This is a genomic window from Massilia terrae (assembly GCF_024753145.1).
Taxonomy (GTDB): Bacteria; Pseudomonadota; Gammaproteobacteria; order Burkholderiales; family Burkholderiaceae_D; genus Telluria; species Telluria terrae.
This window is the reverse complement of sequence record NZ_JANUGU010000002.1, coordinates 737,590-761,530: the sequence shown is the minus strand read 5'-3', so window position 1 is coordinate 761,530 and position 23,941 is coordinate 737,590. Positions and strand designations below refer to the sequence as shown.

25 protein-coding genes are annotated in these 23,941 nt (G+C 65.5%); 17 read left to right on the top strand and 8 right to left on the bottom strand.

The features are described 5' to 3' along the window. The first annotated feature begins 91 nt into the window (after positions 1-91). The 6 genes from NX778_RS10615 (at position 92) to NX778_RS10590 (ending at position 4,927) form a co-directional block, all read left to right on the top strand. Complete coding sequence (locus tag NX778_RS10615) at positions 92-754, top strand: YqgE/AlgH family protein (protein ID WP_258811694.1); 663 nt, start codon at positions 92-94, stop codon at positions 752-754. A 2-nt stretch (positions 755-756) separates the two neighbouring features. After that, on the top strand, positions 757-1,149 hold the full coding sequence (gene ruvX, locus NX778_RS10610) for a Holliday junction resolvase RuvX (protein ID WP_258811693.1): 393 nt from the start codon (positions 757-759) through the stop codon (positions 1,147-1,149). Then, the gene (gene pyrR, locus NX778_RS10605; RefSeq protein WP_258811692.1) at positions 1,136-1,651 is read left to right on the top strand and encodes a bifunctional pyr operon transcriptional regulator/uracil phosphoribosyltransferase PyrR; all 516 of its coding nucleotides are present in this window, start codon (positions 1,136-1,138) and stop codon (positions 1,649-1,651) included. The genes ruvX and pyrR overlap by 14 nt, the downstream gene beginning before the upstream one ends. Further along, on the top strand, positions 1,644-2,609 hold the full coding sequence (locus NX778_RS10600; protein ID WP_258811691.1) for an aspartate carbamoyltransferase catalytic subunit: 966 nt from the start codon (positions 1,644-1,646) through the stop codon (positions 2,607-2,609). Before pyrR ends, NX778_RS10600 begins: the two co-directional genes overlap by 8 nt. Beyond that, positions 2,606-3,892, top strand: coding sequence for a dihydroorotase (locus tag NX778_RS10595; protein WP_258811690.1), 1,287 nt, complete (start codon positions 2,606-2,608; stop codon positions 3,890-3,892). Before NX778_RS10600 ends, NX778_RS10595 begins: the two co-directional genes overlap by 4 nt. Before the next feature lie 258 nt (positions 3,893-4,150). After that, complete coding sequence (locus NX778_RS10590; RefSeq protein ID WP_258811689.1) at positions 4,151-4,927, top strand: lysophospholipid acyltransferase family protein; 777 nt, start codon at positions 4,151-4,153, stop codon at positions 4,925-4,927. Positions 4,928-4,931: 4 nt separating this feature from the next. Here NX778_RS10590 and NX778_RS10585 read toward each other — a convergent pair whose 3' ends face one another. Then, positions 4,932-5,780 (bottom strand): symmetrical bis(5'-nucleosyl)-tetraphosphatase, encoded by an 849-nt coding sequence (locus NX778_RS10585; RefSeq protein WP_258811688.1) that lies wholly within the window; start codon positions 5,778-5,780, stop codon positions 4,932-4,934. Positions 5,781-5,865: 85 nt separating this feature from the next. On the opposite strand from NX778_RS10585, the gene rfbB reads away from it, so the two are divergent. From rfbB to NX778_RS10535, 10 genes are all read left to right on the top strand, one after another. Then, positions 5,866-6,933 carry a dTDP-glucose 4,6-dehydratase gene (gene rfbB, locus NX778_RS10580; protein WP_258811687.1) on the top strand — a complete coding sequence of 356 codons (1,068 nt, stop codon included), beginning with the start codon at positions 5,866-5,868 and terminating at the stop codon, positions 6,931-6,933. Between the two features lie 2 nt (positions 6,934-6,935). Next, complete coding sequence (rfbA, locus tag NX778_RS10575) at positions 6,936-7,820, top strand: glucose-1-phosphate thymidylyltransferase RfbA (protein ID WP_258811763.1); 885 nt, start codon at positions 6,936-6,938, stop codon at positions 7,818-7,820. Beyond that, positions 7,817-8,362: a dTDP-4-dehydrorhamnose 3,5-epimerase gene (gene rfbC / locus NX778_RS10570; protein ID WP_258811686.1), complete on the top strand. Its 546-nt coding sequence runs from the start codon at positions 7,817-7,819 to the stop codon at positions 8,360-8,362. Before rfbA ends, rfbC begins: the two co-directional genes overlap by 4 nt. Continuing rightward, positions 8,359-9,216: a dTDP-4-dehydrorhamnose reductase gene (rfbD, locus tag NX778_RS10565; RefSeq protein WP_258811685.1), complete on the top strand. Its 858-nt coding sequence runs from the start codon at positions 8,359-8,361 to the stop codon at positions 9,214-9,216. Before rfbC ends, rfbD begins: the two co-directional genes overlap by 4 nt. 212 nt (positions 9,217-9,428) lie before the next feature. Continuing rightward, on the top strand, positions 9,429-10,523 hold the full coding sequence (locus NX778_RS10560) for a glycosyltransferase family 4 protein (protein ID WP_258811684.1): 1,095 nt from the start codon (positions 9,429-9,431) through the stop codon (positions 10,521-10,523). An 82-nt stretch (positions 10,524-10,605) separates the two neighbouring features. Continuing rightward, on the top strand, positions 10,606-10,911 hold the full coding sequence (locus NX778_RS10555) for an H-NS histone family protein (RefSeq protein ID WP_258811683.1): 306 nt from the start codon (positions 10,606-10,608) through the stop codon (positions 10,909-10,911). A gap of 175 nt (positions 10,912-11,086) precedes the next feature. Next, on the top strand, positions 11,087-12,469 hold the full coding sequence (locus tag NX778_RS10550) for a phosphomannomutase/phosphoglucomutase (RefSeq protein WP_258811682.1): 1,383 nt from the start codon (positions 11,087-11,089) through the stop codon (positions 12,467-12,469). A gap of 13 nt (positions 12,470-12,482) precedes the next feature. Then, a complete protein-coding gene (gene waaC / locus NX778_RS10545; RefSeq protein ID WP_258811681.1) occupies positions 12,483-13,466 on the top strand; it encodes a lipopolysaccharide heptosyltransferase I in 984 nt (327 codons plus the stop codon). Further along, positions 13,463-14,734: a lipid IV(A) 3-deoxy-D-manno-octulosonic acid transferase gene (gene waaA / locus NX778_RS10540; RefSeq protein WP_258811680.1), complete on the top strand. Its 1,272-nt coding sequence runs from the start codon at positions 13,463-13,465 to the stop codon at positions 14,732-14,734. The genes waaC and waaA overlap by 4 nt, the downstream gene beginning before the upstream one ends. 46 nt (positions 14,735-14,780) lie before the next feature. Then, positions 14,781-15,311 carry a YcxB family protein gene (locus tag NX778_RS10535; RefSeq protein ID WP_258811679.1) on the top strand — a complete coding sequence of 177 codons (531 nt, stop codon included), beginning with the start codon at positions 14,781-14,783 and terminating at the stop codon, positions 15,309-15,311. Between the two features lie 138 nt (positions 15,312-15,449). On the opposite strand, the gene NX778_RS10530 is transcribed toward NX778_RS10535, so the two are convergent. The 7 genes from NX778_RS10530 to NX778_RS10500 form a co-directional block, all read right to left on the bottom strand. After that, complete coding sequence (locus NX778_RS10530; RefSeq protein WP_258811678.1) at positions 15,450-16,352, bottom strand: M48 family metallopeptidase; 903 nt, start codon at positions 16,350-16,352, stop codon at positions 15,450-15,452. A gap of 44 nt (positions 16,353-16,396) precedes the next feature. Beyond that, positions 16,397-17,137, bottom strand: a complete 741-nt coding sequence (locus NX778_RS10525) for a lysophospholipid acyltransferase family protein (RefSeq protein ID WP_258811677.1) — start codon at positions 17,135-17,137, stop codon at positions 16,397-16,399. Between the two features lie 32 nt (positions 17,138-17,169). Then, positions 17,170-17,727, bottom strand: coding sequence for a D-glycero-beta-D-manno-heptose 1,7-bisphosphate 7-phosphatase (gmhB, locus tag NX778_RS10520; protein WP_258811676.1), 558 nt, complete (start codon positions 17,725-17,727; stop codon positions 17,170-17,172). A 10-nt stretch (positions 17,728-17,737) separates the two neighbouring features. Then, positions 17,738-19,825 (bottom strand): glycine--tRNA ligase subunit beta, encoded by a 2,088-nt coding sequence (glyS, locus tag NX778_RS10515; RefSeq protein ID WP_258811675.1) that lies wholly within the window; start codon positions 19,823-19,825, stop codon positions 17,738-17,740. 18 nt (positions 19,826-19,843) lie between these two features. Continuing rightward, a complete protein-coding gene (gene glyQ, locus NX778_RS10510; protein ID WP_258811674.1) occupies positions 19,844-20,773 on the bottom strand; it encodes a glycine--tRNA ligase subunit alpha in 930 nt (309 codons plus the stop codon). 101 nt (positions 20,774-20,874) lie between these two features. Next, the gene (gene lnt, locus NX778_RS10505; protein ID WP_258811673.1) at positions 20,875-22,446 is read right to left on the bottom strand and encodes an apolipoprotein N-acyltransferase; all 1,572 of its coding nucleotides are present in this window, start codon (positions 22,444-22,446) and stop codon (positions 20,875-20,877) included. Beyond that, a complete protein-coding gene (locus tag NX778_RS10500; protein WP_258811672.1) occupies positions 22,446-23,327 on the bottom strand; it encodes a CorC family transporter in 882 nt (293 codons plus the stop codon). Before NX778_RS10500 ends, lnt begins: the two co-directional genes overlap by 1 nt. 153 nt (positions 23,328-23,480) lie before the next feature. Between NX778_RS10500 and NX778_RS10495 the strand changes: the two genes are divergently transcribed. Beyond that, positions 23,481-23,936 (top strand): (2Fe-2S)-binding protein, encoded by a 456-nt coding sequence (locus NX778_RS10495; RefSeq protein WP_258811671.1) that lies wholly within the window; start codon positions 23,481-23,483, stop codon positions 23,934-23,936. The last annotated feature ends 5 nt before the right edge of the window (positions 23,937-23,941 follow it).

Sequence of the window (23,941 nt, the reverse complement as noted above, 5' to 3'; positions counted from 1 at the left end):
GCAAATCAGTGTAAACTATCGAAAAGTCCAATGTTGTTTTAGGGATACTGGCGGTAGTCCAACGAGAGTGAGCCCAAGAGGAAGTCAGCGTATGAAAAAAAGCAAAGTCGGCCCTGCTCTGGCAATGCCTGGGATGCCGCAGGAACAGCTTATGACGCTCGGCGGCAAGCACGCGGCCCTTACCTCCTCCGGCCTGAACCTCGCCAACCACTTCCTGATCGCGATGCCGTCGATGCAGGACCCGGTGTTCGGCGGCACGGTGGTGTACGTGTGCGAACACAATGACAAGGGCGTGCTCGGGGTGGTGATCAACAAGCCCACCGACATGACGATGGACGTGCTGTTCGAGCGCATCGACCTGAAGCTGGCCGACAGCCTGCGCAGCTCGGTCAAGTCCTCGCCGATCATGTTCGGCGGCCCGGTGCAGGATGACCGCGGCTTCGTGCTGCATTCCCCGGGCGGGCGCTATTCGTCCTCGCTGTCGGTGACCGACGAAGTGGCGTTCACCACCTCCATCGACGTGCTCGAAGCCGTGGCCAGCGGCGCCGGCCCGCAGCGCATGCTGGTGTCGATCGGCTACGCGGGCTGGAGCCCCGGCCAGCTGGAGGAAGAAATCGCGAAGAACGGCTGGCTCACGGTGGGCGCCGATGCCCACGTGCTGTTCGACCTGCCGGTCGAGGAGCGCTACAACGCCGCCATCAAACTCCTGGGAATCGACCCGCTGATGCTCGCAACTGAGGCCGGCCATGCGTAAGAATGGTTGATATCGTCCTCGGCTTCGACTTCGGCATCAAGCGCATTGGCATCGCGATGGGGAACACCCTGACGGGCCAGGCGCAACCGCTTTCCGTCATCAAGGCGGTCGACAACGCGACCCGCTTCAAGGTCATCGGCGACCTGATCGAACAATGGCGCCCGGCGCGCCTGGTGGTGGGCGAGCCGCGCCACCCCGACGGCGCGGAACACGACATGACGCTGCGCGCGCGCCGCTTCGCCAATCAACTTACCGGCAGGTTCAAGCTGCCAGTCACGCTCGTCGACGAACGCTATTCGTCGGCCGTGATCCAGGCCAGACGCGGCGAGATCATCGACGCCAAGGCCGCTGCAATCATTCTTCAACAATACTTAGACGACCATGTCCAACACTAGCAACTTCGACGCCGAAGCGCTGTACCGCGTCCTGCTCGAGCAGGTGCGGGCCGGCCTTGCCGGCGTCAACGATGCCGCGATCGTCGGCATCCATTCGGGCGGCGCCTGGCTCGCCGAGCGCCTCGCGCGCGACCTCGACCTGCAGGCGCGCCTCGGCTCGATCGACGTCTCCTTCTACCGCGACGACTACGCGAAGAAGGGCCTGCACCCCGACGTCAAGCCGACCCACATCCCGTTCAACGTCGACGGCGCCACCATCGTGCTGGTCGACGACGTGCTGTTCACCGGCCGCACCACGCGCGCCGCGATCAACGTGTTGTTCGACTACGGCCGCCCGCAGCGCATCAAGCTGGCGGCGCTGGCCGACCGCGGCGGCCGCGAACTGCCGGTGGCGGCCGATTTCGTCGGCACCCGCGCCGAGCTGGCGCCGGGCCAGTCGCTGTCGCTGCAGAAGGACGCCGGCGGCCAACTCTCGCTCACCATCGAAGACGACAATGTTTAATCCCCAGCTGAATAAAAACGGCGAGCTGCAGCACCTGCTGACCATCGAGGGCCTGCCCAAGCCGATCCTGAACCATATCCTCGACACCGCGTCGAGCTTCGTGAGCATCTCCGACCGCGAGGTCAAGAAGGTGCCGCTCATGCGCGGCAAGAGCGTGTTCAACCTGTTCTTCGAGAACTCGACACGCACCCGCACCACCTTCGAGATCGCGTCCAAGCGCCTGTCGGCCGACGTGATCAACCTGAACATCGCGGCGTCGTCCACGACCAAGGGCGAATCGCTGCTCGACACGATCGACAACCTGGCAGCCATGCATGCCGATATGTTCGTGGTGCGCCACTCGCAGTCGGGCGCGCCGTTCCTGATCGCCAAGCACCTCGACGACCACGGCCAGAAGGACATCCACGTGGTGAACGCCGGCGACGGCCGCCACGCGCACCCGACCCAGGGCCTGCTGGACATGTACACGATCCGGCACTACAAGAAGGACTTCTCGAACCTGACGGTGGCGATCGTCGGCGACATCCTGCACAGCCGCGTCGCGCGCTCGGACATCCACGCGCTGACCACGCTGGGCGTGCCGGAAATCCGCGCGATCGGCCCGGCGACGCTGCTGCCCGGCGGCCTGGAACAGATGGGCGTGCGCCTGTTCTCCAATATCGACGAAGGCCTGAAGGGCGTCGACGTGATCATCATGCTGCGCCTGCAGAACGAGCGCATGAGCGGCGCGCTGCTGCCGTCGGCACAGGAGTATTTCAAGAGCTACGGACTGACGCCGGAACGGCTGGCGCTGGCCAAGCCGGATGCGATCGTGATGCACCCGGGCCCGATGAACCGCGGCGTCGAGATCGATTCGGCGGTGGCGGACGGCGCGCAGGCGGTGATCCTGCCGCAGGTGACCTTCGGCATTGCGGTGCGCATGGCGGTGATGAGTATTTTGGCGGGAACCCACGGATGAAACTGCATATCAAGAACGGGCGAGTGATCGACCCGGCAAATGGCATCGACAAGATCGGCGACCTGTTCATCGCCGACGGCAAAGTGGCGGCGGTCGGCAGCGCCCCAGGCGGCTTCGCGGCCGATTGCACCATCGACGCGACCGGGATGGTGGTGGCGCCCGGCCTGGTGGACCTGTCCGCGCGCCTGCGCGAGCCGGGTTACGAATACAAGGCCACGCTGGAATCGGAAGTCCGCGCGGCGATGCACGGCGGCGTGACCACGCTGGTCTGCCCGCCCGACACCGAGCCGGTGCTGGACGAGCCCGGACTGGTCGAGATGCTCAAGCACCGCGCGCGCGGCCTGGACCAGGCCCATGTGCATCCGCTGGGCGCGCTCACCGTCGGCCTGAAAGGGCAGGCGCTGACCGAGATGGCGGAGCTGACCGAGGCGGGCTGCATCGGCTTCGCGCAGGCCGAGGTGCCGGTGACCGACACCGTGGTCCTGATGCGCGCGCTGCAGTACGCGCAGACCTTCGGCTTCACGGTCTGGCTGCGGCCGCAGGACGCCTATATCGGGCGTGGCGGCGTCGCGCACAGCGGGCCGCTGGCCTCGCGCCTGGGCCTGTCCGGCGTGCCGGTGATGGCAGAGACCATCGCGCTGCACACGATCTTCGAGCTGGTGCGCGCCACCGGCGCGCGCGTGCACCTGTGCCGGATCTCGTCGGCCGCCGGCCTTGAGCTGGTGCGGGCGGCGAAGAAGGAAGGGCTGCCGGTCACTTGCGACATCGGCATCCACCACCTGCACATGACGGACGCCGACATCGGCTTCTTCGATCCCAACGCCCGCCTCGACCCGCCGCTGCGCAGCCAGCGCGACCGCGATGCGCTGCGCGCCGGCGTGGTGGACGGGACGGTGGACGCGGTCTGCTCGGACCACACGCCGGTGGACGACGACGAGAAGCTGCTGCCCTTCGGCGAAGCCTCGCCGGGCGCGACCGGGCTGGAACTGCTGCTCGCGTTGATGCTCAAGTGGGCCGCGGACGACCGCAATGCCGGCAAGGACGGCTTGTCGCGCGCGCTCGCCAAAGTCACGTCGGATGCGGCGCGGGTGGCGGGGCTGCCGGCCGGCGACCTGTCGGTGGGCGCCTGCGCGGACGTGGTGCTGTTCGATCCGGACGCGCGCTGGACCGTCAATGCGGCGGCGCTGGCGAGCCAGGGCAAGCATACGCCCTTCCTGGGCTATGAGCTGGCGGGGCAGGTGAAGGCGACCATTGTGTCGGGGCGGGTCGCGTACCAGCGCTAGCCTGCGAGGCTGCTCACGCAAAATGGGGTTCCCGCCTGCGCGGGAACGACGTCTCTTAATTTAAAGACAACTCTGCTAACTCGTCGCTCCCGGCACTGCCGGGAACGACTTCCCGCGGACGCGGGAACCCCATTTGGTGAGCGTCGCGTTAACGCCAATCGCGGCCCAGACCCTCGCGCCGCTCATACATATACCTGTACAATTTGCCCCTGCCAGCGCCCGACCACGAGCGCGCGCGGCGATTTTGACCTGTACACCTTGAATATCACGCTCGCCTGGCGCCTTGCGCGCGCCATCGTCCATCTGCTTGCTGGCCTGGCCATCTGCGCCTTCGTGTTCCCGTGGGCGGGTGCGCCTGCGCGCGCGCGGCTGACGCGGCGCTGGTCGCGCCAGCTGCTGGTGCTGTGCCGCGTGCAGCTCGAACCATGCGACCGCGCGCCCGCGCTGGAGCACGCCATGATCGTGGCCAACCACGTCTCCTGGCTCGACATCTTCGTCATCAATTCGGTCCACCCGTGCCGCTTCGTGGCCAAGGCCGAGATCCGCGCCTGGCCGGTGCTCGGCTGGCTGGTCGAACGGGCCGGCACGGTGTTCATCGCGCGCGGCAACCGGCGCGACCTGCGCGGCATCTTCAAGGGCATGGTCGACGTGCTGCGCCAGGGCCAGCGCGTGGCCTTCTTCCCCGAGGGGACAACGGCGATGCAAGGGCAGGTGCTGCCCTTCCACGCCAACCTGTTCGAGGCCGCGATCGATGCCGGCGTCGCCGTGCAGCCGTATGCGATCGAATACGTCGATGCCGGCGGCGCGCACCACACCTCGGTCGACTACATCGGCGAGACCACCTTCGTGCGCAGCTTCATCGCGATCCTGTCCGGGCCACCGGTGCGGGTGCGCCTGAGCTGCCTGGCGCCGATCGGCAGCGCGGGCGCACAGCGGCGCGAGCTCGCGCAGCAGGCGCGCGATGCCGTCGCCAGTGCGCTGACCGCGCATGCTCCCGCGCCGGCTGCCGGCATCGCCACGCCGGCGCGCGCCTGAGCCTTCAGTTCTTCTTGCCGCCGTGTTCCCGGTACTCCGGGCAGTCCACCTGGAGCAGCGAGCGGTCGTCCAGGCACACCGCCGACAGCTTGCCGCCCCAGACGCAGCCGCTGTCCAGGCCAATCACGTTCGGCTGCATCACCAGGCCCAGCGCCGACCAGTGGCCGAACACCACCGTCACGTTCTCCGTCATCCGGTTCGGCACCTCGAACCACGGCTCCAGGCCGGAGCCGGCCGGGCCGATATCGCTTTCCTTGTGCGTGAAGTCCATGGTCCCGTCGGGCAGGCACAGGCGCATACGCGTGAGCGCGTTGACGATGCAGCGCAGGCGCGCAATGCCGGTCAGCGCGTCGTCCCAGCGGTTCGGCTCGTTGCCGTACATTTGCTGGAGGAAGTCGATCCAGCCGTCGCCGCGCAGCACCGCCTCGACTTCGGCGGCCAGCGCCAGGGTTTTCTCGGCGCTCCATTGCGGCGCCACGCCGGCGTGCACCAGCAGGTGCGCGTCGACCAGCAGCGCGAGCGGGCGATGGCGCAGCCAGGCGATCAGCTCATCGCGGTCGGGTGCGGCCAGGATCTCGTCCAGCGTGTCCGATTTGCTGGCCTTTTGCGCACCCACCGCGACTGCCAAAAGGTGCAGGTCGTGGTTGCCGAGCAGGGCCTCGACCCGGCCGCCGCTGCGCTCGGACAGTTCCTTCATGCGGCGCAGCGCGGCCAGCGACTCCGGCCCGCGGTTGATCAGGTCACCGACCAACAGGATGCGTGAGTCGCCGCGGGCGTCCTGTTGGATATGATCGAGCAGTACCTGGGCCTCGTGGGCGCAGCCCTGCAAGTCGCCAATGGCGTATGTTCTCATGCTGTGGAAATGGTCTGGACTTCTTGATAGCCTCCGCTTTCACATAGAATGCGGCTTTGGCCTCGGGCTTTTGACAGGATACTAAATGATTTTGGTGACGGGCGCTGCCGGCTTCATCGGTTCCAATTTCGTGCTCGACTGGCTGGCCCGCTCCGACGAGCCGGTCGTGAACTGCGACAAGCTGAGCTACGCGGGCAATTTGGATAATCTCGCACCGCTGGTGGGCGATGCACGCCATGTGTTCGTGCGTGCCGACATTCTTGACCGTGCACAGATGGCGAGCCTGCTGCGAACTTATCGCCCGCGCGCCGTGATTCATTTTGCCGCCGAGACCCACGTCGACCGATCGATCCACGCCCCCGCCGATTTCATCGCCAATAATGTCGATGGCACGTTCGCGCTGCTGGCGGAAACGCAGGCTTGGTGGTCGACATTGGGCGATACAGAGCGCGCATCTTTCCGAGTTTTGCATGTGTCGACCGACGAAGTATTCGGTTCGCTCGGTCCCGGCGATGCGCCATTCACCGAGCAATCGCGCTACGCACCGAACAGCCCCTACGCGGCATCGAAAGCGGCATCGGACCATCTGGTGCGCGCCTGGCATCATACCTACGGCCTGCCTACGCTGGTGACGAACTGCTCGAATAATTATGGCCCATTCCAGTTTCCTGAAAAGCTGATTCCCTTGATGATTGCGAATGCACTGTCCGGGGCGGAATTGCCGGTTTATGGGGACGGCAGGCAGGTGCGCGACTGGCTTTACGTAGGCGACCATTGCACCGCATTGCGGCGTGTATTGGAGGCGGGCACGCCCGGTGAGAGTTATGTGATCGGTGGCGCGAGCGAAATGACCAATCTCGACGTGGTCCGCGCCGTGTGTGACGTACTCGGCGAACTGGTGCCGAAAGAGGGCGGCTATCACGGCCAGATCAGTCATGTGGCCGACCGGCCTGGCCATGATCGCCGCTATGCGATCGATTTTTCAAAACTTGCGGGCGAACTGGGGTGGGCGCCGCAGGAAAGCTTCGCCGGTGGATTGCGTAAAACGGTGCAGTGGTATCGCGACCATGCCGATTGGACCGCGCGGGTGCAGTCCGGGGCCTATCGTGAGTGGATTCAGCGGAATTACGTGGGACGCGAGGTGCAGCCATGAACATGCAAAGGCGCGGCATTATCCTTGCCGGCGGTTCGGGCACCCGCCTTTATCCGATGACGCTGAGCTTGTCCAAGCAGCTGATGCCGGTGTATGACAAGCCGATGATTTATTACCCGCTGTCCACGCTGATGGAAGCCGGTATTCGCGAGATCCTGATCATTTCGACGCCGCAGGATATGCCGCGCTTCCAGGAATTGCTGGGTGATGGCGCGCATTGGGGCCTCAGCCTGGAATATGCGGTACAGCCTTCACCGGAAGGCATCGCTCAGGCGCTGGTCATCGGCCGCGATTTCCTCGCAGGCGGCCCGTCCGCGCTGATTCTGGGCGATAACATCTTCTATGGCCACGGCCTGGAAGCGCAGCTTGCTCGCGCCAGCCAGCGGGTGTCCGGGGCGACCCTGTTCGCTTATCACGTGCATGACCCAGAGCGTTATGGTGTCATCGAATTTGGTCCGGACCAGGCCGCGCTGTCGATCGACGAAAAGCCGGCGGTGCCGAAATCGTCGTACGCGGTCACCGGCCTGTATTTCTACGATGGTTCGGCAAGCGATATCGCGGCTTCGATCAGCCCGTCCGCGCGCGGCGAACTTGAAATCACGGACGTCAACCGGGCCTATCTTGCCAAGGGCCAATTGCAGGTTGAAGTGATGGGGCGCGGGATGGCATGGCTCGATACCGGCACCCACGACTCCCTGCTGGACGCGGCTCAATTCATTTCTACTATCGAGAAGCGTCAGGGGCTGAAAGTGGCGGTGCCCGAGGAAATCGCTTATCGCAAGGGTTATATCGGCGCCGAGGCGCTTGAACGGCTGGCCGTGCCTTTGCAAAGCAGCGGCTATGGCCAGTACCTGATGCAAATCCTTCATGGCAGGGTGTTCCGATGAAAATAAGCCCAAGCGCGATTCCCGATGTGCTGGTCATCGAGCCGCAAGTGTTCAGGGATGAACGCGGCTTTTTCTACGAGAGTTTCAACGAACGGCGCTTTGCCGAACTGACGGGATTGCGTCCGCAATTCGTGCAGGATAATCACTCGAAATCGCTGCACAATGTGGTGCGCGGCCTGCATTACCAGGTCGGCTGCGCGCAGGGCAAACTGGTGCGCGTCACCACCGGGGCGATTTTCGATGTGGTGGTCGACATGCGGCGCGGTTCGCCCACCTTCGGCCGTTCCGGCACCATCGAGCTGTCCGCCGACAACCACCTGCAGCTGTGGATTCCGCCGGGCTTTGCGCACGGCTTCCTGGTCACCTCCGACGTCGCAGAATGCGTGTACAAGACCACCGATTACTGGTCGCCGCAGCACGAACGCACGCTGCTGTGGAACGATCCGGCGCTGGGCATTGACTGGCCCGTGGATGGCGAGCCTATCGTGTCCGCCAAGGACAAGGCCGGGGTGCCGCTGGCACAGGCTGAGGCGGTCGCATGAACATCCTCCTGCTCGGGGCCAGCGGTCAGGTCGGCTACGAACTGCAGCGCAGCCTGCAGGGCTTGGGCGACATCGCTGCGCCGACCCGGGAGCAGCTCGACCTGACCGACCTCGACCGCCTCGCCGATGGCGTGCGCGCGCTCAAGCCGGCGCTGATCGTCAATGCGGCCGCTTATACGGCGGTGGAGCAGGCGGAATCCGAACCCGGACTGGCATTTCGCATCAATGCCGAGGCGCCGGCCGTGCTGGCGCGGGAAGCGCGCGCGCTGGGTGCGGCCATGGTCCATTATTCGACCGATTATGTATTCGACGGCGGCAAAAACGCTCCTTACACCGAAGATGACCTGGCCGCGCCATTGAATGTCTACGGGCGCAGCAAGCTGGCCGGTGAAAATGCGGTGACGGAATCCGGCATTTCGCACCTGATCCTGAGGACCAGCTGGGTTTATGGAATGCGCGGCAATAACTTTTTGCTGGCGATGCTGAAGCGCGCACGCGAGCAGGGCGAATTGCGGGTGGTGGCCGACCAGTTCGGCGCGCCCACATGGTGCCGCACCGTGGCGGAAATAAGCGCTCATCTGCTCGCCGATGCAAACGTGGCGGGCAATGAATGGTGGCGCTGCCACTCCGGCATATATCACCTGGCGTGCGCGGGACAAACCAGCTGGCATGGTTTTGCCGAGGCCATCATGGCCGCAGCGCATATCGATTGCCGGGTCGTGCCGATCGCGACGAGCGAATATCCCAGCCGCGCGCAGCGGCCGCCCAATAGCGTGCTCGATTGCCGCAAACTTGCCAATATTTCTGGAGAACTTCCGAATTGGCAAGATGCACTACAACTGTGCATGAGTTAAAGATACTTTCACGCGGGAATATTAATTGCTACAAATATTAGAGCGATCGTGCTGTGGATAATGAACGATTTCGCTCAATTCGATTTGATAATGCAGCGATAAACTGTCCCCGCCGAGCCCGAGCGCGGCAATTCTGTAGAATAAAGCCAGCGCTCGCGGCGCGGGCCTTCAGCCTGGCTTCCTTGTCGAAGCCGGCATCTTAAGAAGAATAAATGTTTTCATTTCTCGTGAGTTTTGTCGCGTCTGCCTTGCTGACCTTGCTGGTCGTGAAGCACGCGCGCTTGCATGGGCCGGCGCTGGACAGTGATTTCGGCGCCGTCCAGAAGGTGCATACCCACGCGGTCGCGCGCATCGGCGGACTGCCGATTTTCCTCGCGGTCGGGATCAGCGCCGGCATTACCGTATGGCGGGTGCCGGCGCTGTCGCCCTGGCTCCTGTCTTTGCTGATGTGCTCGATTCTCGCCTTTGTGGGTGGGATCGCCGAAGATTATACGGGCCGGGTCCAGCCTTCGCGGCGTTTATTGCTGACCATGGCGGCGGCCCTGCTGGCATATTTTCTGGTGGACGCCCGTATCGGCCGCATCGACCTGCCTTTCAGCAGCATGGCGCTGAGCACCGGATGGGTGGTATTGCCGCTCACCGTGCTGGCAGTGGCAGGCATCGCCAATGCCGTCAATATCATCGACGGCTTCAATGGCCTGGCCAGCGTGGTGACGATATTCATGCTGGTGTCGCTGGCCTATGTGGGGGCGCAGGTGGGCGATATGTTCATCGTGGTCACCGCGCTGATGGTGGCCGGCGCCACTGCCGGTTTCCTGCTCTGGAATTACCCGGTCGGCCTGATATTCCTCGGCGATGGCGGCGCTTACTTCATCGGTTTCATGCTGGGCGAATTGGCGCTGCTGCTGGTGATGCGCAATCCCCAGGTATCCACCTGGTATGCGGCACTGCTGCTGATTTACCCTGCATTTGAAACGCTGTTTTCCGCGTATCGCCGCATGTTCTTGCGCGGGAAATCTCCCGCAATGCCGGACGGTATTCACCTGCACAGCCTGATCTTTCGACGGATCGTGCAATGGACCGTCGGCCCGAAGGAAGCGCGCGCGCTGATGAAGCGCAATGCGCGCACTTCGCCCTACCTCTGGTTGTTTTCACTGACCGCCGTGATCCCGGCCACCGTGTTCTGGAAGAATACCGATGTACTTGTAATCTTCTGCTTATTGTTTATTATCAGTTACGTGTGGTTGTATGCGCGTATCGTTCGATTTAAGTCTCCGCGCTGGCTGATTTGGCGCAAAAAAGGCTAGCAATAAACTTTTGTTGTAGTATATTGCGACATTTGGTGAGATTTCATTTAAACTGTTTCACCCACTACCACAGAGGAAAATGATGGATCTTTCGAATATGTCCCTGGGAGACTTGCGGAATTTGCAAGAGCAAATTAAGCAGGAAATGAAAAAGCGCGAACAGCAGGAAGTGCAGAAAGCGCGCGAACAGATCATGGCTATCGCGCAAAGCGTTGGCGTGCCGCTGAAAGACCTGATGACGGCCAGCCGCGGCAAATCGGGCTCGGTCGCCGTGCGTTACCGCCATCCCGACAATGCGAGCCATCAATGGACTGGCCGCGGCCGCCAGCCGAAATGGGTCAAGGAATGGGTCGAAAGCGGCAAGTCGCTGGACAAGCTGCGCGTCTGATTGATTCCCCGGCCGGCGCATTCGCGCCGCGCCTCTCTTGCGGCAAACGCGGCGGACCTATCTCTGGGGTCCGCTTGCCGCTACAATACCGTCTGATTTTGTCATCCCTCCAACATCGGCGGTGAGTCCGCCATGCCTGGTTCCGCCATGCCGGCCGGGCACGTCAAGGAACAACATGGTCGCTCTCTCGAAAACCATCTTCAAGGCCTACGATATCCGCGGGGTCATCGGCAGCACACTGGATGCCGGGATCGCCTTCCAGATCGGCCAGGCGTTCGGCCGCGCGGCATTGGCCAAGGGTGAGCGCACGGTGGCCATCGGCCGCGACGGCCGCCTGTCCGGCCCCGAGCTGGCCGCGGCGCTGTCGGATGGCTTGCGCGCTGCGGGCGTGAACGTGATCGACCTGGGCATGGTCGCCACGCCGATGGTTTATTTTGCGACCAATGTGCTGGACACCCGTTCGGGCATCATGGTCACCGGCAGCCACAATCCGCCCGACTACAACGGCTTCAAGATGGTGCTGGCGGGCGAGGCGATCCACGGCGAGGCCATCACCGGCCTGTACGACAGCATCGCCGCGCACGACGGCAGCAAGGCGGCGCAGCAGGGCGGCTACAGCACCCACGACATCAAGGACGCCTACATCGCGCGCATCGCCGGCGACGTCAAGCTGGCGCGCCCGATCAAGATCGCGGTCGACTGCGGCAACGGCGTGGCGGGGGCTTTCGCGCCGGAGCTGTTCCGCGCCATGGGCGCCGAGGTGCTCGAACTGTTCTGCGAAGTGGACGGCCGCTTCCCGAACCACCATCCGGACCCCGCGCATCCGGAAAACCTGCAGGACCTGATTGCCGCGCTGCGCGATACCGACGCCGAGCTTGGCCTGGCCTTCGACGGCGACGGCGACCGTCTCGGCATCGTCACCAAGGACGGCCAGATCATCTACCCGGACCGCCAGATGATGCTGTTCGCGGCCGAAGTCCTGGCGCGCAATCCGGGCGCGCAGATCCTGTACGACGTGAAGTGCACGCGCCACCTGGCGCCGTGGATCATGCAGCACGGCGGCCTGCCGCTGATGTGGAAGACCGGCCACTCGCTGGTCAAGGCCAAGCTGCGCGAAACCGGCGCTCCGCTGGGCGGCGAAATGAGCGGCCACATCTTCTTCAAGGACCGCTGGTACGGCTTCGACGACGGCCTGTACGCCGGCGCGCGCATGCTGGAACTGCTCACCCGTGAAGCCGATCCGTCGGCGGTGCTCAATGCCCTGCCGATCGCGACCAGCACCCCGGAGCTGCACCTGCACCTGAAGGAAGGCGAGAACTTCGCCCTCATCGACAAGCTGCGCAGCGACGCCAGCTTCCCGACCGCGGAAGGCGTGAATGGCATCGACGGCCTGCGTGTCGAATACGCGGACGGCTTCGGCCTGGCGCGTTCGTCCAACACCACGCCGGTGGTGGTGCTGCGCTTCGAAGGCGAATCGCCGGCCGCGCTGGCCCGCATCCAGGGTGAATTCCGCCAGGTGATCCTGGCGGCGAAACCGGACGCACAACTGCCGTTCTGAGCGCGAGACCGACTTGAATATCCTGCTGGTGCGGGTGTCGTCGCTGGGCGACGTGCTGCACAACCTGCCGATGGTGGCCGACATCCTGCGCCACCATCCCGATGCCAAGATCGACTGGGTGGTGGAAGAGGGGTACACCAGCCTGGTGCGCCTGAATCCGCGCGTGCGCCGCGTGATCCCGTTCGCGCTGCGGCGCTGGCGGCGCGGCCTGCTCGATCCGGCGATCCGGGCCGAGGTGCGCGGCTTCTTCCGCACCCTGCGCGAAGAGCAGTACGACTACGTGTTCGATACCCAGGGCCTGATCAAGACCGGCATCATCATGGGCGCCGCGCGGGTCAAGCCGGGCGGCCGCAAGGTGGGCCTGGCCAACGGCACCGAAGGCTCGGGCTACGAGCCGGTCTCGCGCGTGTTCCATGACCAGAGCGTGAAAGTGGAGCGGCGTGCGCATGCGGTCGCGCGCGGGCGCGAGGTGGCGGCGCAGGCGCTCGGCTACGCGATCGACACGCCGCCGGATTTCGGCCTGCCCGCGCCATCCGAGCTGGCCACACGCCCGGCCTGGATGCCGCGCGAAGACTACGCGGTGTTCTTCCACGGGACCGCGCGCGCGGCCAAGAAGTGGGATACCGCCAACTGGATCGCGCTGGGCCGCGCGTTGGCGCCGATGGCGGTGCTGCTGCCCTGGGGCTCGCCGGCCGAACAGGCCGAAGCCGGGACCATCGCGGCCAGCCTGCCGAACGCGCGCGTGCTGCCGAAGCTATCGATGATGGAAGCGGTGGAGCTGGCGCGCGACGCCGCGCTGGCGGTCGGCGTCGACACCGGCCTGACCCACATCGCCGCCGCCTTCGTGCGCCCGACGGTGGAAATCTACTGCGACTCGCCGCGCTGGAAGACCGAGGGCAACTGGTCGCCGCGCATCATCAACCTCGGCGACACCGCCCAGCCGCCATCGGTGGACGAGGTGGTGGCCGCCGCGCGCGGCCTGCTGGCGGCGGCATGAAACGCGGCCTGTATTCGGCGCTGTGGCGGCTGGCGCTGCCGGTGGCGCTGGCAAGGCTGTGGTGGCGCGGACGCAAGGAGCCGGGCTACCGCCAGCACTGGGCGGAACGCCTCGGTCTCAACGGCGCGCCCTTGCCGCCGCGGCTCACCATCATGGTGCACGCGGTGTCGGTGGGCGAGACCCGCGCGGCGGAGCCGCTGGTCGAGGCGCTGCTGGCCGGCTGGCCCGGCTGCCGCATCCTGCTCACCCACATGACGCCTACCGGCCGCGCCACCGGCGCAGCCCTGTTCAAGCAGCACGGCGAGCGCATCGTGCAGTCCTACCTGCCTTACGACACTCCGGGCATGGTGCGCCGCTTCTTGCGCCATTTCGCGCCGCGCGTCTGCATCCTGATGGAGACCGAGGTCTGGCCGAACCTGATCGCGGCCTGCGCCGAAGCCGGCGTGCCGGTGGCGCTGGTGAACGCGCGGCTGTCGGAGCGCTCGCTGCGGCGCGGCCGGCGCGCGGGACCGGTGATGCTCGATGCGGCGCGCATGATCACGCTGGCGGCCGCGCAGACCGAGGCCGATGCAGAACGCATCAAATCGCTGGGCACGCCGGAGGTCGCGGTCACCGGCAGCATCAAGTTCGACGTGACGCCGCCGCAAGCGGCGCTGGACAAGGGCGCCTGGCTGCGCGCGCGCTGCGGCGCCCGGCCAATACTGCTGTGCGCCAGCACGCGCGAGGGCGAGGAAGCGCTGATCCTCGACGCCTTCCTGCGTTTGCCATCGCGGCCGCCCGGCATGCTGCTGGCGATCGTGCCGCGTCATCCCCAGCGTTTCGACGAGGTGGCGCGCATGATCGAATCGCGCGGCCTGTCGCTGCAGCGCCGCTCCAGCCTCGGCGACGGCGACACCGTGCAGGCCGACGTCCTGCTGGGCGATTCGATGGGCGAGATGTTCGCTTACTTCGCGTCCTGCGACTGCGCCTTCATCGGCGGCAGCCTGCTGCCGTTGGGCGGCCAGAACCTGATCGAGGCGGCCGCCGTCGGCAAGCCGGTGCTGGTCGGCGAGCACACCTTCAACTTCCTGCAGGCGACCGAGGAGGCCGTGGCGATGGGCGCCGCGCTGCGCGTGCGTGACGCGGATGAACTGCTGGCGCAGGCGTCAGCGCTGCTGGCTGACCCCGCAGCGCGCGCGCGCATGGGCGAGCTGGCGCTGGCCTTCGCCGGCCATCACCGTGGCGCAACCCTGCGCACAGTTGAACTATTACGGCGACTTATTGCGTAGGTTTTGCTAACATGCGCATCTGAGTTCGTCAAATAAGGGGATGCGCATGTGGTCAGATCGCCCACGGTCGGCCGGTGGCGCCGATGCGGCAGGAGCGCTGGTCCAGCAGGATGACGACGCGGTTGTGTTTCCGTCCACCGCGCCAGCGCCGTCCGCGCACGCCGCCCCCGCAACTCCAGCTTTAACCGAACTGCATTTCTCGGTGCGCTACCGGCTCATCGAATATGCGAGCTTCATGTGGCAGCACAGCCGCAACCTCATTCGCCGCCGCCGTGTCGGCTTCCCTGCTGGGTGGTACCTGCTGCTCAAGAGCACCGCCACCGCCGTCCTCAATTTCATCCTGCTCGGGCGTTCGCGCCGCACCTACGATTTCACCCTCGACGAGCATGGCATCGTGCGCAGCAGCGGCACCGGGGTCACACTCATCGAGTGGCCGGACGTCACGGCGGTGCGCCTGTACTCGCGCGGCATCATGCTGGTGCTGAGGCATGGCACGCTGCCCATTCCCTCGCGCTGCCTGACGCCGGCGCAGCTGGCCGCTTTGCGGCGGCTGGTGGACGTGCGCAAGGAAGACTGATTCCGATAGAAACGTCGTTCCCGCGCACGCGGGAACCCCATTTTGTGTGCATTTAGTGAACGCAGGCGCTAGTGGCGGAGCGGCGCAATGGGATTCCCGCGTGCACGGGAATGACGATTTTGACGTTGGCGGCGAGTCTCAGTCGTCAAACAACACCGGCATCTCATGCGAGCGCTTGCGCAGCGCCAGGCGCGCGCCGTCGTAGTCCGGATACACCTCGCCCACCGTCGCCCAGAACGCCGCGCTGTGGTTCATCTCGCGCAGGTGCGCCAGCTCGTGCGCGACCACGTAGTCGATCAGCGCGAGCGGGTAGTGGATCAGGCGCCAGTTGAGGCGGATATTGCCCTCCACTGTGCATGAACCCCAGCGCGTGCCCGCCGACGACAGCGCGAAGGTGTTATATGACAGCGCCATGCGCGCGGCATAGTGATCGAGCCGTTCGCCGAACACGCGCGTGGCTTCGTCGTGATACCACAAGCGCACGCGCTCCTTGAGCTGCCATTCCGACAAGCCTTCCACCACGCCGACGGACAGCGTGCGCGCGTCGGCGTCGAAGCGGCAGTGGCTGCGCGGCGCCGGCTCCAGGCGCAAGGTGATCTCGCCGCCCATGTAGGGCAGCTGCGCGCCGTCTTCCCAGCGCAGCGGAGGCTTTTGCAGGCGCTGCTGGCGCCGTTCGCCGCGTTCGTGCAGCTTGGAGAGGATCCAGCGCTGCTTGGCGCGCAGGGCGTTGTCCACTTCGGCCAGGGTGACGCGCTTGGGCGCGGTCACGCGCAGTCCGTCGTCGTCGATCATGAAGCCGATCGAGCGGCGCGCGGAGCGGCGCAGCTCGAATTCCACCGCATGGGTGCCGAGCACGATCTTGCGCAGCGGAGGATCGTCCGGCCCGCGCGGAGGAACAGGGAAGGTGACGCGCTGCGGCGCGGGCGGCGCCTTGAACAGCGGCTGCGGCGCCGCTGCCGGTTTGGTGGATGGTTCGAGTGAAGCGAAAAAATCTTGTGCAAACAGTTCCAGCTGGTTCCCGTCGATCTTTGAAGAGGTCATGGTGTGCTGCGGGGAGGAGGCTCTGATCAGGGCGCCAACTTCGCTTAGCCACCTTTGTAGACGTGGGGCGAAATGACGCGCATTTCCGATTCTATCCAATTTTCGACCTCATGCATCAGGCTGTCGGCACTGTGGTTTTCTGGCGATATCGGTTTGCCAATCGATACCGTGATCGTGCCTGGCTTCTTGATGAAGGAGCCCTTCGGCCAGCACTCACCTGCATTATGCGCGATCGGCACGACAACGCTCTGAGTTTCCACAGCCAGGCGTGTGCCACCGCTTTTGTACTTGCCTTTCTGGCCAACCGGGATGCGGGTCCCTTCCGGGAACATGATGATCCACTGGCCGTCCGCCAGCCTGCGCTTGCCGATCTTGACCACTTGCGCGAACGAGTTCTTGCCCTGCTTGCGGTCGATCGGGATCATGCGCAGCAGCGCCATGCCCCAGCCAAAAAACGGTATATACAGTATTTCCTTTTTAAACACGAACACCAGCGGGCGCTTCATGTTCGGCAGCAGGAAGATGGTCTCCCAGGCCGACTGGTGCTTCGACAGCAGGATCGCCGGCGCGTCCGGCAGGTTGTCGTAGCCCTTGATCTGGTAGTTAATGCCGCAGATGGTCTTGGCGCACCAGATGACGAACACGTTCCAGCGCGAGGTGACCCAGAAGCGCTGGTTGTAGGGCAGGGGCGCGCACAGCAGGCACACGCACGACCAGACGACGGTGGCGACCATCATCACGGTCGTGAACAGCAGCGAGCGCAGGAACAAGGCAAATTGGCGCAAGGAGATCGGCTCCGGCAGGTATGTTGAATGGATCAGGCGGCGGCGACGGGCGCCGGCGCCTTGAGCAGGGCGTTGACCACCGCGGCAAGGTCGGGGAACACCTGGGTGCCCGGCGGCAGTCCGCCGGTGGCCTGGGTCTTCTCGCCCTTGCCGGTCAGGACCAGGTAGGGCACGCAGCCGCTGATGAAGCCGGCCTGCAGGTCGCGCAGCGAGTCGCCGACCGTCGGCACGCCCTTCAGGCTGACCTTGAAGCGCTTGGCGATCTCCTCGAACATGCCGGCCTTGGGCTTGCGGCAGTCGCAGTTGTCGATCGCCGCGTGCGGGCAGAAGAAGATGGCGTCGATGTCGGCGCCGACCTGCTGCGCCGACTGGTGCATCTTGCGGTGGATGGCGTTGAGGGTGGCGATGTCGAACAGTTCGCGCGCGATGCCGGACTGGTTGGACGCGATGATCACGCGGTAACCGGCCTGGTTCAGCCTCGCGATCGCCTCCAGCGAGCCGGGGATCGGGATCCATTCGTCGGGGGATTTGATGAACTCCGGCGAGTCATGGTTGATGACGCCGTCGCGGTCGAGGATGATCAGCTTCATCGCTTTCCCTTTATGCCGCCAGCTTGGAGATGTCGGCCACGCGGTTCATCATGCCGTGCAGCGAAGACAGCAGCGCCAGGCGGTTGTTGCGCAGGGCGGCATCCTCGGCCATCACCATCACGTCGTTGAAGAAGGCGTCGACGTCGTCGCGCAGCTGGGCCAGGGTCTTGAGCGTGCCGGTGAAGTCGCCGCGCGCGAACGCCGCATCGACGTCCGGGCGCACGCGCTGCACGCTGGCGGCCAGCTTGCGCTCGGCCTCTTCCTGCAGCAGCTTCTCCTGCACGCCGCCGGCCGGGGCCTCGGTCTTCTTCAGGATGTTGGTGATGCGCTTGTTGGCCGCGGCCAGCGAGGCGCTTTCCGGCAGCGCGGCAAAGGCCTGCACAGCTTCCAGGCGCTGCACCACGTCGTCCACGCGGTCCGGGTTCTGGGCCAGCACCGCTTCCACCTCGTTCGGCGAGAAGCCGCGCTCGCGCAGCATGCCGCGCACGCGGTCCAGCATGAATTCCTTCACTTCCACGCTCGGGTCCTTGAAGCCCGGCTGGTATTCGAACACGGATGCGGCATCGGCCAGCAGCTGCGACAGCGGCAGCGGCAGGCGCTTCTCGACCAGCATGCGCATCACGCCCAGCGCATGGCGGCGCAGCGCGAACGGATCCTTCTCGCCGGTCGGCTGCAGGCCGATCGACCAGATGCCGACCAGGGTCTCCAGCTTGTCGGCCAGCGCCACCGTGAGGCCGGTATTGGTCGAGGGCAGGGCGTCGCCGGCGAAGCGCGGCTGGTAGTGCTCGGACGCGGCCAGCGCCACTTCTTCCGGCTCGCCGTCGTGGCGCGCGTAGTAGGTGCCCATGATGCCTTGCAGCTCGGGGAACTCGCCCACCATATCGGTCAGCAGGTCGGCCTTGGCCAGCTGCGCGCCGCGTTCGGCCAGCAGCACGTCGTAGCCGAGATGCCTGGCGATCGCGCCGGCAAGGCGGGTGACGCGGCCGGTGCGCGCGGCCTGCGTGCCCAGCTTGTTGTGGTAGACCACGTTCTCCAGCAGCGGCAGGCGCGATTCCAGCGTCTTCTTCTTGTCCTGCTCGAAGAAGAACTTGGCGTCGGACAGGCGCGGGCGCACCACGCGCTCGTTGCCGCCGACGATGGCCGAGGGATCGTCGGTCGCCAGGTTGGAGACGATCAGGAAGCGCGAGCGCAGCTTGCCGGCGGCGTCGGTCAGCGCGAAGTACTTCTGGTTGGTCTGCATGGTCAGGATCAGGCATTCCTGCGGCACGGCCAGGAAAGCGTCCTCGAAATGGCATTCGTACACCACCGGCCATTCGACCAGAGCGGCCACTTCGTCGAGCAGCGACTCGGGCATCAGCACCTGGTCGGCGCCGGCTTTCTCCAGCAGCTGCTTGCGGATCGATTCCTTGCGTGCGGCGGTCGAGGCGACCACCTTGCCTTCGTTTTCCAGCACCGGCGCATATTGTTCGGCGCTGGCGATGGCGATGGTGCCGCCGTGCGACAGGAAGCGGTGGCCGAGCGTCTCGCGGCCGCTGGAAAGGCCCAGCAGCGTGAGCGGCACCACCTGTTCGCCGTGCAGGGCCAGCAGCGAATGCACCGGGCGCACGAACTGCACGGTCTCGCCGTCGGGGCGCTGGTAGCTCATCACCTTCGGGATCGGCAGCTTGGCCACGGTCTCCTGCAGCACCGCCTGCAGCTCGCCGGCCAGTTCCGTGCCGGCCGCGGTGTAGGTGTAGAAGAAGCTCTCGGCCTTGCCGTCGGAGGCGCGCTCGAGCTGGTCGACGGTCAGGTCGGGGAAGCCCAGCGCGGCCAGCTTCTTGGCCAGCGGCGCGCTTGGTTTGCCTTCCTTGTCCAGCGCGACCGCGACCGGCAGCACCTTCTCGCGGATGGTCTTGTCCGGCGACTTGGCGCGCACATGGGTGATCGAGACCGCCAGGCGGCGCGGGGTGGTGTAGGGCGTGGCGACGCTGCCGTCTTCCAGGAAGCCGCGCGCCTTCAGGCCGCCTTCGATGCCGGCGGCAAAAGCCGCGCCCAGTTTGACCAGCGCCTTCGGTGGCAGTTCTTCGGTCTGCAGTTCGACGAGTAGGGTTTGATTCATGGTTCTGTTCTTGTCAGTTCAGGCGGCGGCTTCATTCGAGGCGCCCCCTCGGCGGGAGCCCGCCATCGGGAAGCCCAGCTTCTCGCGCGAGTCGTAGTAGGCCTGCGCGACCAGGCGCGACAGGTTGCGCACGCGGCCGATGTAGGCGGCGCGCTCGGTGACCGAAATCGCGCCGCGCGCGTCCAGCAGGTTGAAGCTGTGCGAGGCGCGCATGATCTGTTCGTAGGCCGGCAGCGTGAGCTGCAGCTCGATCAGGCGCTTGGCTTCGCTCTCGTGGTTGGCGAAGGCCTGGAACAGCAGCTCGGTGTTGGAGTGCTCGAAGTTGTAGGTCGACTGCTCGACTTCGTTCTGATGGTAGACGTCGCCGTAGGTCAGGTGCTTCTTGACACCGTTCTCTTCCCACTCGGTCCAGACCAGGTCATACACATTCTCCACGCCCTGCAGGTACATCGCGAGGCGCTCGATGCCGTAGGTGATCTCGCCCAGCACCGGCTTGCAATCAAGGCCGCCGACCTGCTGGAAATAGGTGAACTGCGTCACTTCCATCCCGTTCAGCCAGACTTCCCAGCCCAGGCCCCAGGCGCCCAGGGTCGGGCTTTCCCAGTCGTCCTCGACGAAGCGCACGTCGTTCTTCTTCAGGTCCAGGCCCAGCGCCTGCAGCGAACCGAGGTACAGGTCGAGGATGTTTTCCGGCGCCGGCTTGAGCACCACCTGGTACTGGTAGTAGTGCTGCAGGCGGTTCGGGTTCTCGCCGTAGCGGCCATCCTTGGGGCGGCGCGACGGTTGCACATAGGCGGCGCGCCACGGCTCCGGGCCGATCGCGCGCAGGAAAGTCGCGGTGTGGAAAGTACCGGCGCCCACTTCCATATCGTAGGGCTGGAGCAGGGCGCAACCCTGCTTGTCCCAATAGGATTGCAAGGTCAGGATGATTTGTTGGAATGTGAGCATCTTGTAGGCTTCGCGGCCAACAGGGCCGCGAACACGGTGGGTTTGCTAAATGACCAATTTTAGCGGGTTTTGGCGCCCGGCTGGGCGCGGATTTCAGGCAACTATTGAACTTTAGCTTTTTTCTGCCGGTAACGTCGTCCCGTCAGCCAGGCGCCCGCGAGGGCCAGCGCGGACAAGGCGAGGAAGGTCGCGTTGCCGAAACGGATATAGGGCGTGCTGCCTTGCATGCCCTGCACTTGCGCCTCCAGCACCCCTTGCTTGTAGTAGGGGATGAGGGCCTGCACCCGGCCCTTGCCGTCGATAACGGCGGTGGCGCCATTGTTGGTGGCGCGCAGCATCGGGCGGCCCGTCTCCAGCGAGCGCATGCGCGAAATCTGCAGGTGCTGCGGGATCGCGACCGATTCGCCGTACCAGGCCAGGTTCGACACGTTCAGCAGCAGCGTGGCCGGATGGGCCGCATCGCGCAGCTGCTTGGCGATCTCCTCGCCGAACACGTCTTCGTAGCAGACGTTGGGCTGCACGAACTGGTCCTTGACCGCGAACGGCGCCTGCACCGCGCCGCCGCGCGTGAAGTCGCCCAGCGGGATGCGCATCATGTCGACGAACCAGCGGAAGCCGGTGGGGATGAATTCGCCGAAGGGCACCAGGTGGTGCTTGTCGTAGCGGTAGGTCTGGCCTTGCGGGCCGATGCCGGCCACGCTGTTCGAATAGGTGTTGGGGCCGTCCGAGAACGGGATGCCGAACATCAGCCAGCTGCCGCTGCGCGAAGCGAAGCCGCGCAAGTCGTCGATGTAGCCGGGCGGGAGCTGGTAGGGGAACACGGGGATCGCGGTTTCCGGCGCGGCCACCAGGTCGGCCGGCTTGGCGGTGATCAGGTCGCGGTAGCGCGTCAGGATGCCGAGCAGGTGCTCGCTGCTGAACTTCTCGTCTTGCGCGATATCGCCCTGCACCAGGCGCACGCTGATCGGTTTGCCGTTCGGCTGGGTCCAGTCGATGAGGCGCAGCAGGCCGCCGCAGGCCAGCAGCACGGCCAGCAGCACGATGGCCTGCACGCGCCGGCGCGGCTGCGTCAGGTGCGCGAGGCAGCCGGCGCACACCGCCGCCAGCACGCCGATGCCATACACGCCGATCAACGGCGCGTAGCCGCCCAGCGGCGCATCGATGTGGGCGTAGCCGGAGGCGGCCCAGGGGAAGCCGGTAAACACCCAGCCGCGCATCCATTCCGATACGCCCCACATCACCGGCAGCACCACCAGCAGGTAGGCCCACACGGGCGGCGTGAAGCGCTTGCGCAACCATGCGGAAGCGCCGGCGGCGAAGGCGCCGAACAAGCCCATATACAGCCCGAGCAGCGCGATCGCGATCGCCGACAGCACCGCCGGCAGGCCGCCGAAGCGGTTCAGCGCGATGTACAGCCAGTGCATGCCGCCCATCGACCAGCCGAAGCCGAAGGCCCAGCCGAGCAGGGTCGCGCGGCGCACCGAGCTGCCCACGCCGACCTGGTAGAACAGGTAAGCCAGCGACAGGAACTGCAGCGGCCACCAGCCGAGTGGCGCGAACGACAGCAGCGACGAGGCGCCCGCGAGCGCGGCGACGACCGTGCCCACCAGGGTGGGACGGGTGCCGCGTTCGGCCGGGACGGGAGGAGTGGTGGTCTGGCGCCGGAACCGCATCAGTCGTGTTCGTTCTCGACGATGACCGGCAGCTTCTCGACCAGCAGCACGTGGATCTGGCGTGCGTCGGAGCGCAGCACTTCGAAACGCAGGTTGTCGAGGTCGAACACCTCGCCCTTGTGCGGCATGCGCCCCAGGTGGCTGGCCACCAGGCCGCCGATGGTGTCGACGTCGTCGTCGGGCAGGCTTGCTCCGACCTCCTCGTTGAATTGGTCGATCTCGGTCAGCGCCTTGACGCGCCAGCGCGGGCCGTACTGGCCTTCCTTGAGCGACAGGACATTGTCTTCTTCCTCGTCGAAGTCGTACTCGTCCTCGATGTCGCCGACGATCTGTTCGAGCACGTCCTCGATGGTGATCAGGCCGGCCACGCCGCTGTATTCGTCGACCACGATGGCCATGTGGTTGTGGTTGGCGCGGAAGTCGCGCAGCAGCACGTTCAGGCGCTTCGATTCGGGGATGAAGATGGCCGGGCGCAGCATGTCGCGCACGTCGAAGGACTCTTCGGCGTAGTAGCGCAGCAGGTCCTTGGCCAGCAGGATCCCGACCACCTTGTCGCGTTCACCCTCGATGGCCGGGAAGCGCGAGTGCGCGGTTTCCAGCACCGTGGGCAGCCACTCCTCGATCGGCTTGGTGATGTCGATGACGTCCATTTGCGAACGCGGCACCATGATGTCGCGCACCGACAGGTCGGACACCTGGAACACGCCTTCGATCATCGACAGCGCGTCGGCGTCGATGAGGTTGCGCTCATGGGCGTCGTGCAGCACGTCGAGCAGCTCGGCGCGGTTTTCGGGCTCGGGGGAGATCAGGGCGGTCAGCCGTTCAAACAGCGACCGGTGCGGTTTGGCGTCCGAACGGACGTCACTAGGGTGCTCGGGCATAGTTGGCATGGAAGCCGTTGTTGCGATGGGCATTAGGATACACCAAAAGCGCTTTTGCCCGTTTTTTGGGCACGCCGCGCGCGCCGCGACGTGTGCGCCGCCTGCGGCCCCGCTGCCCTATAGTTGGCGAGTTGATATCGAAGGAGCCGCACCATGCCCGCATTGACCATCAATGGCACCAGCACCAACCTCGACGTCCCCGACGACATGCCCCTGCTGTGGGCGCTGCGCGATGTCGCCGGCCTGACCGGCACCAAGTTCGGCTGCGGCGTCGCGCTGTGCGGCGCCTGCACCGTGCACCTGGACGGCCAGCCGATCCGCTCCTGCGTGACGCCGGTGTCGAGCGCGGTCGGCAAGCAGATCACCACCATCGAGGCGATCGGCAACGATCCGGTCGGCCAGAAGGTGCAGGCCGCGTGGACCCAGATCGACGTGGTCCAGTGCGGCTACTGCCAGTCGGGCCAGATCATGTCGGCCACCGCGCTGCTCAAGTCGAACCCGCAGCCCAGCGACGCCGACATCGACGGCGCCATGTCGGGCAATATCTGCCGCTGCGGCACCTATCCACGCATCCGCCACGCGATCAAGATCGCGGCCGGCGGCAAATAAGGAGG